This is a genomic window from Paramuribaculum intestinale (genome assembly GCF_003024925.1).
GTDB lineage: Bacteria > Bacteroidota > Bacteroidia > Bacteroidales > Muribaculaceae > Paramuribaculum > Paramuribaculum intestinale.
In genome coordinates this window covers 1-5,274 of the sequence record NZ_PUED01000157.1, presented here as the reverse complement: position 1 = coordinate 5,274, position 5,274 = coordinate 1, and the positions used below count along the sequence as shown (strand labels likewise).

At 44.9% G+C, this 5,274-nt stretch carries 6 protein-coding genes; 2 read left to right on the top strand and 4 right to left on the bottom strand.

Annotated elements, in window-relative coordinates:
- Window positions 1-92: 92 nt before the first annotated feature.
- Entirely contained in the window at window positions 93-641 is a 549-nt protein-coding gene (locus tag C5O24_RS10410) for an RloB family protein (RefSeq protein ID WP_107036974.1), read from the bottom strand.
- A 2-nt stretch (window positions 642-643) separates the two neighbouring features.
- Entirely contained in the window at window positions 644-1,798 is a 1,155-nt protein-coding gene (locus C5O24_RS10405; protein WP_107036973.1) for an AAA family ATPase, read from the bottom strand.
- 758 nt (window positions 1,799-2,556) lie between these two features.
- Between C5O24_RS10405 and C5O24_RS10400 the strand changes: the two genes are divergently transcribed.
- Complete coding sequence (locus tag C5O24_RS10400; protein ID WP_107036972.1) at window positions 2,557-2,772, top strand: hypothetical protein; 216 nt, start codon at window positions 2,557-2,559, stop codon at window positions 2,770-2,772.
- A 13-nt stretch (window positions 2,773-2,785) separates the two neighbouring features.
- Window positions 2,786-3,049 carry a PcfK-like family protein gene (locus C5O24_RS10395; RefSeq protein WP_107036971.1) on the top strand — a complete coding sequence of 88 codons (264 nt, stop codon included), beginning with the start codon at window positions 2,786-2,788 and terminating at the stop codon, window positions 3,047-3,049.
- 54 nt (window positions 3,050-3,103) lie between these two features.
- Here C5O24_RS10395 and C5O24_RS10390 read toward each other — a convergent pair whose 3' ends face one another.
- On the bottom strand, window positions 3,104-4,138 hold the full coding sequence (locus C5O24_RS10390) for a site-specific integrase (protein WP_107036970.1): 1,035 nt from the start codon (window positions 4,136-4,138) through the stop codon (window positions 3,104-3,106).
- On the bottom strand, window positions 4,122-5,081 hold the full coding sequence (locus tag C5O24_RS10385) for a tyrosine-type recombinase/integrase (protein ID WP_161553881.1): 960 nt from the start codon (window positions 5,079-5,081) through the stop codon (window positions 4,122-4,124). Before C5O24_RS10385 ends, C5O24_RS10390 begins: the two co-directional genes overlap by 17 nt.
- Between the last annotated feature and the right edge of the window lie 193 nt (window positions 5,082-5,274).

The window sequence follows — 5,274 nt, the reverse complement described above, 5'->3', positions numbered from 1 at the left end:
GCTCACTACTATATGAAATAAAGATAAAACCCTGTCCATTATATGACCGACAGGGAAATGAAGCATTTGATTGTTTTGTGGCATATTTAATTCTATTTCTTGCTTTTAGTTATCTCATCGGTCAGCAGGTGAATTGTTGATGACGGATTAGTGTATGCCTCTTTGGATTTTGCCCGTTTGGCGGCTTCTTCAATCGCGTCTATCAAGACCTTTTTCATTGCAGTGGAGAATACCCCTTTCTGATAATCTGTGTCTATGCCTTTCAGCATTGAAAGACACTCGGCAGATGACAGCTCCTTGTTGGTGTCCTTATAATGTAACAGAAACCAATACTCGATACTGGGATTGGAGAGCAGTAACACGGCTTCTTTTATCTTTCGCAAACGCTCCAGCATACCCGGCACATCAAGGTCAAACATCAGAAATGTCTTATCCTCCGATGTTGTAAACCTGTCACGCTTACATCTGTCAATATAAGGCTGTGAGATGTTGGAGTCGCTTACTCTTGCTATGATTTCCACCGGAACACGAAAACTGCGACGCAGCAGGTCAACGTATGCCGCCTCCGTCTTACCCTCGCAAAACACGAAGAATGTCGGGTTCATCTTCTTGCCCCTCGGTTGCTTTGCTTTTCGTGCCATAGTCAGATGTTCTCAAATTCGTTGATATACGGCACGGCATCGAAACGCCCCTGAAGGTATGCTTTCTCCAAATCCATTTTCTCTCGGAAATCCTTGTAGTCAAACAATGAATACAAATCAGATGAACCGTCGTCGCGCTTGTTGACAAAGAAAATCTGATCCTTGCGGAAGCGCGTCATGTCAAGCAGGTGTGTGTTGTGGGTTGTGAATACCAGCTGTGCGGATTTGCTTGAATGGAACAGGCTGATAAGATACTCCACCAAGCGGGTGTGCAGACTTGTTTCAACTTCGTCAAGGAACATCACCTTGTTGTTGCGTACCACATCCATGACCGTCAGCATGATTTTGAACAGGATTTTCGTACCCTCCGATTCTTCGGTGTTGAAGTCAAAGGGCAACGCCGGATTACGGCGGTGGAATGTAGTCAGTTCACCGTCTTTATAGGTAAACTCAACGATATCACTGTCGGCGGCTTTAAGCACCCGGAGAACTGCGTCTTTGTTGTCACCAAGAAAACGGTCGATGGCAACCGAAGTCTTGCCACGATAACTGAACACCAGTTGCTCATTGAACCACCTATATATCTCCTTCGCCTTTTCCCTGTCCATCTGGCTTGCGCGTGATATAAACAGAGTCTTGCGCGAGGTGTTGGACGCCACATCCATCGGGCGACGGATAACATTGGTAAACTCATATTTTTCTTTCTTGCCGCCGGATATACGCTCGTCACGCGAAAAAATCAGCGCACGTCTGCCCTTCGGGTAATAATACAGGCTTTCGGTTATTATTTCATCACGGGTGCAACTGAATGAATACTCATGTTCTATGCCGTCAATGATGAAGCGTATATAAAACTCACTGGGAGCGTTATTTTCTCCGAACTTGAACGGCTTGAAACCGAAACTGTCACCCTCATTATAGTTATGGGAGTCGAGTATCATATCAACCGCTGCTTTAATGGCCTTGATTATGTTGCTCTTGCCGGAGGCGTTTGCACCATATATGGCAACCGTTTTCAGCAATCTTTCGTTACCGACCGCAAATGTATTGTCGGCAAGGGCGCGGGCCTCCTTTGTCTGGATGTTGGCAGCCTGCAAATCCAGAGTTATCTTCTCGTTTATCGAGAAAAAGTTGGTGAGAGTTATTTCCAATATCATTTCAAACGCCGTATTTGGAATTATTTTGCAAATATAACACTTTAATTTGGATTATAGGCTATTTGGTACGAGATTTTTAGGATTGCACTGCGGAAACGGATAGAGGCGTGACGGCTCACGGTGTCTGCGTCGGTCGTGCCGTCAGATGGTGACGGTGATCCGGTGGGTCACTGACACCATCCGACCGCACCCCGACTATGGGAGAAGGCTACACACCGGTTTGCCTCAACGCCTTGTGAGGATTCGCCGGTGACGTCGCTTCCCTCACAAGACTCCAATCGGCAAATCAGTGTGCCATACGCCTTCTCCTTATAATGAATCTGAGCCGTCACGCCACTATCCGTTTGTTCAAGCCCACGGTAGCAAGAAAGCGTATGACGCCGATAATTACGCCATGCTCCATGTACGGCAACATACGCATACTTGCTCTTTCCGGGGCCATTGCTTTTATCTCAACGGTTTCCATTTTTCTTATGTCTGTCGTCCAGTGTCACCCTGCGGGGCTTTGCCGCCTCTATTTTTTATGCAGAGTATAATCACCGTTCAAAGTTTATTCGCTCGGAATTGATAAACACGCCGGGACGGGGTATTCTCTGGCATTCGCGCAAAAAAATCTCCAGACCTCGCTTCCCTGCGGTCGCTCACCTCGTATTTTTTTGAGCGAGTGCCGAACACCCCTTTTCTCCCGTCGTGCCGCAGGGTCAACGAGCGAACAAACTTCAAACAGCGATTATACGCATTAAAAAAAATATCGTCTTATGACACTGAACGACAGACATATTAAAAATACGAGCTTCACTCCTTCTCCAGCTCAAACCGCATTAAAAAAGGCGGCTAAGGTTGCAGGGATAGTGGTAATGGCGATTGTCGGTGTAATCCTATGGGCGATATTCAAACCGATATTCCGAGGTGTGGGCTGGCTAATATCCATCCTCACCGCAGTAGGAATAATCTATTGGATATTAACCCTATAAAACAAATACGACTATGGCAACGAAAGAAAACAAAGGCACACGAGCCTTCAACGAAACAATCAAGGCTTATCTTGAAGAAAGAGCCGAGAATGACGCACTATTCGCCGTCAGGTTTGCAAATCCCAAAAAATCAGTAGAGGAATGTGTTACGTTCATTCTCAACGAGGTAAAGAAAAGCGGTTGTTGCGGTTTTACCGACGCAGAGGTGTACGGCATGGCAACCCACTATTATCCAAAGTATAATATTATCCCAAGCTATTTAATGGCATGGTTGTAGTTCAAGGCATTAGCCTTCATACTTGCCAAAACAGCTTGGGATAATATATTTTTGTCAGTGCTTCTTTGAGAAGGTTTTTAGCCATTCTTTCAGTTCGGAGTTGCGTTCCCATTCTCCTTTATCAGGTCTATCGGGAGTTATATCCTGATATGCTTTTTCAAGAGCTTCTCTTTTTTGTTGAGAGTCAACACGGGCATATAATTCGGTTGTCTTGATTGACACATGTCCGAGAATGTCACGTATATACACCAGCTTGAGTCCCGCATAAAGCAAATGCATTGCCTTTGAGTGTCGGAACGAGTGAGGCGATATATGGTCCGGGATTAAACCGGGATGTTTTGCCCTCACATCGGCCGCATACATGGATATTATGTGTGCGATACCGGAGTTGGAGAGTTTGCCACCTCTGTTATTTGTAAACAGCGGGTGTTTTTCTCGTCCCGGCAAGTCAAGCCGATATTCGGCAATATATTTCCTCAGTATTCTGACCTGATTGTCTTGTATTGGGACTATTCTGGCTTTCCTTCCTTTGCCGAACAGTTTTACCTGTGCCGGAGTGTCAAGATTCAGGTCTGCCGGCGTAAGGTCTATAAGTTCCTGCACCCTTGCGCCGCTGTCATATAGCAAAGCGAGCATTGCAAGATGCCTGAGCCCTTCCCGAGTCTCTGATGGAATCTGTGCCAGAAGAGTCTTCATGCCTTCTATACTCAGAGAGGTGAATGTGACAGATTCTTTTCTCTTGGCCTTTACATTCATGATCTGCTGCCATTTACCTATATTTCTGACATCCTCATATTGAAGATATCTGAAGAACGAGCGCAGTGCGGCAAGACGCAGATTCCGTGTATTATCAGAGCACTGACGTTTTGTCTGAAGCCAGTCGAGGAAGTCGACAACCACATTGCGATCGATGGACTTAAGTTCAAGTTTCTCTGCTCTTATGTTTTTCACCTCTTTCATAAAGTCTATGAACAAAGTGAATGTGTGGGCATAACTCCTTAAGGTATGACGGCTCACGCCTCGCTCCATTGGCAGGTATGAGTTGAAGAAGGATGAGAGATGCCTCGCAAAATCAGTTTCCTTTTCCATGGTACATATTGTTTTTGTCGAGTTCCGGGAAGACTCCACCTGTCGTGGCCGACATCTTCTCAATTATTTCGGGATAGAATTCCCTTGTAAGCCTTAGGTACCATTCGGTTTCTTTTACACTGGCATGTCCGAGCATTACTGACAGTATTGGCAGTCCTGCGTAAAGATCTACATCTTCTGATGACATTCTGTGAAGGGTATGGACGGCAAAAGTATGACGTAGGTCATGGACTCGTGGACCTTCGTTTTTACCACGATGATGGATTCCACATTTTTCCAATATTCTTTTAAAGAACGTGTAAGGAGTATTTGTAGAAAAAGGCTTTCCGAGTCCTGATACAAATAGATACCTGTCAGGATTGGAAATGCCTTCAACTGGCACAAGGTCGCGGTACTTTATGTATTGCATCAAAACCTCTTTCAGTCTTTCGTTCATCGGAATGATTCGCTCCTTATTGTTTTTTGTCTTTCTCAGAATTATGAAGTTGTTGGAGAAATCCACATCCTCATTCCTGATGCTCAACGCCTCGGATATCCTCATTCCGGTAGCATACAAAAGCCTGAAAAGGCACGGCATGCACATTAGACATGATTTTGGTGTAGGTCTTGAAAGCTCGGCTTCATCGATTGCCGCGAATATCCGGATTATTTCATCATGTGTGTACACATATGGAGTATATGTGCTTGTCGGTCTCTTGGGTAGGCGGGGGACATAACATTCAATACCCAGACGGCACAGATACTTCAGAAACTGAATCAACTGCGAATGCTTGTGATATGATGTTACGTCAGATGTAGGATAAAGGCTTTTCTCCCACTCACACACCATTTCTTTTGTCACGTAAAGTTCAGAACGTTTGTTCAGTATCATCGCGTCATCCCATTGTTTGAGCGTGTGTCCATAGTCTGCTGTTTTGGATACAACTGCACTCTTTATTTTCATGAAAGCACTGATATATGGAGCGAAAACGCTTCTGTATTCATGTTTATTACTCATAAAATATCCCTCCTTCTATGTTGTATTCCAAAATTCTCGTTGAGATTTAGAAAAGATTAACGTTAAAAATCAATTGCTTATGTTTCTGTGCCGATTGTGTAGGCACAAAAGAGTCATGATCGAGGCCTCTGCCCCAATC

Bases quoted from the DNA above. Each gene is read 5' to 3' on its own strand.
- C5O24_RS10410 (WP_107036974.1), bottom strand. From the start codon at position 641: ATGGCACGAAAAGCAAAGCAACCGAGGGGCAAGAAGATGAACCCGACA.
- C5O24_RS10405 (WP_107036973.1), bottom strand. From the start codon at position 1,798: ATGATATTGGAAATAACTCTCACCAACTTTTTCTCGATAAACGAGAAG.
- C5O24_RS10400 (WP_107036972.1), top strand. From the start codon at position 2,557: ATGACACTGAACGACAGACATATTAAAAATACGAGCTTCACTCCTTCT.
- C5O24_RS10395 (WP_107036971.1), top strand. From the start codon at position 2,786: ATGGCAACGAAAGAAAACAAAGGCACACGAGCCTTCAACGAAACAATC.
- C5O24_RS10390 (WP_107036970.1), bottom strand. From the start codon at position 4,138: ATGGAAAAGGAAACTGATTTTGCGAGGCATCTCTCATCCTTCTTCAAC.
- C5O24_RS10385 (WP_161553881.1), bottom strand. From the start codon at position 5,081: ATGAAAATAAAGAGTGCAGTTGTATCCAAAACAGCAGACTATGGACAC.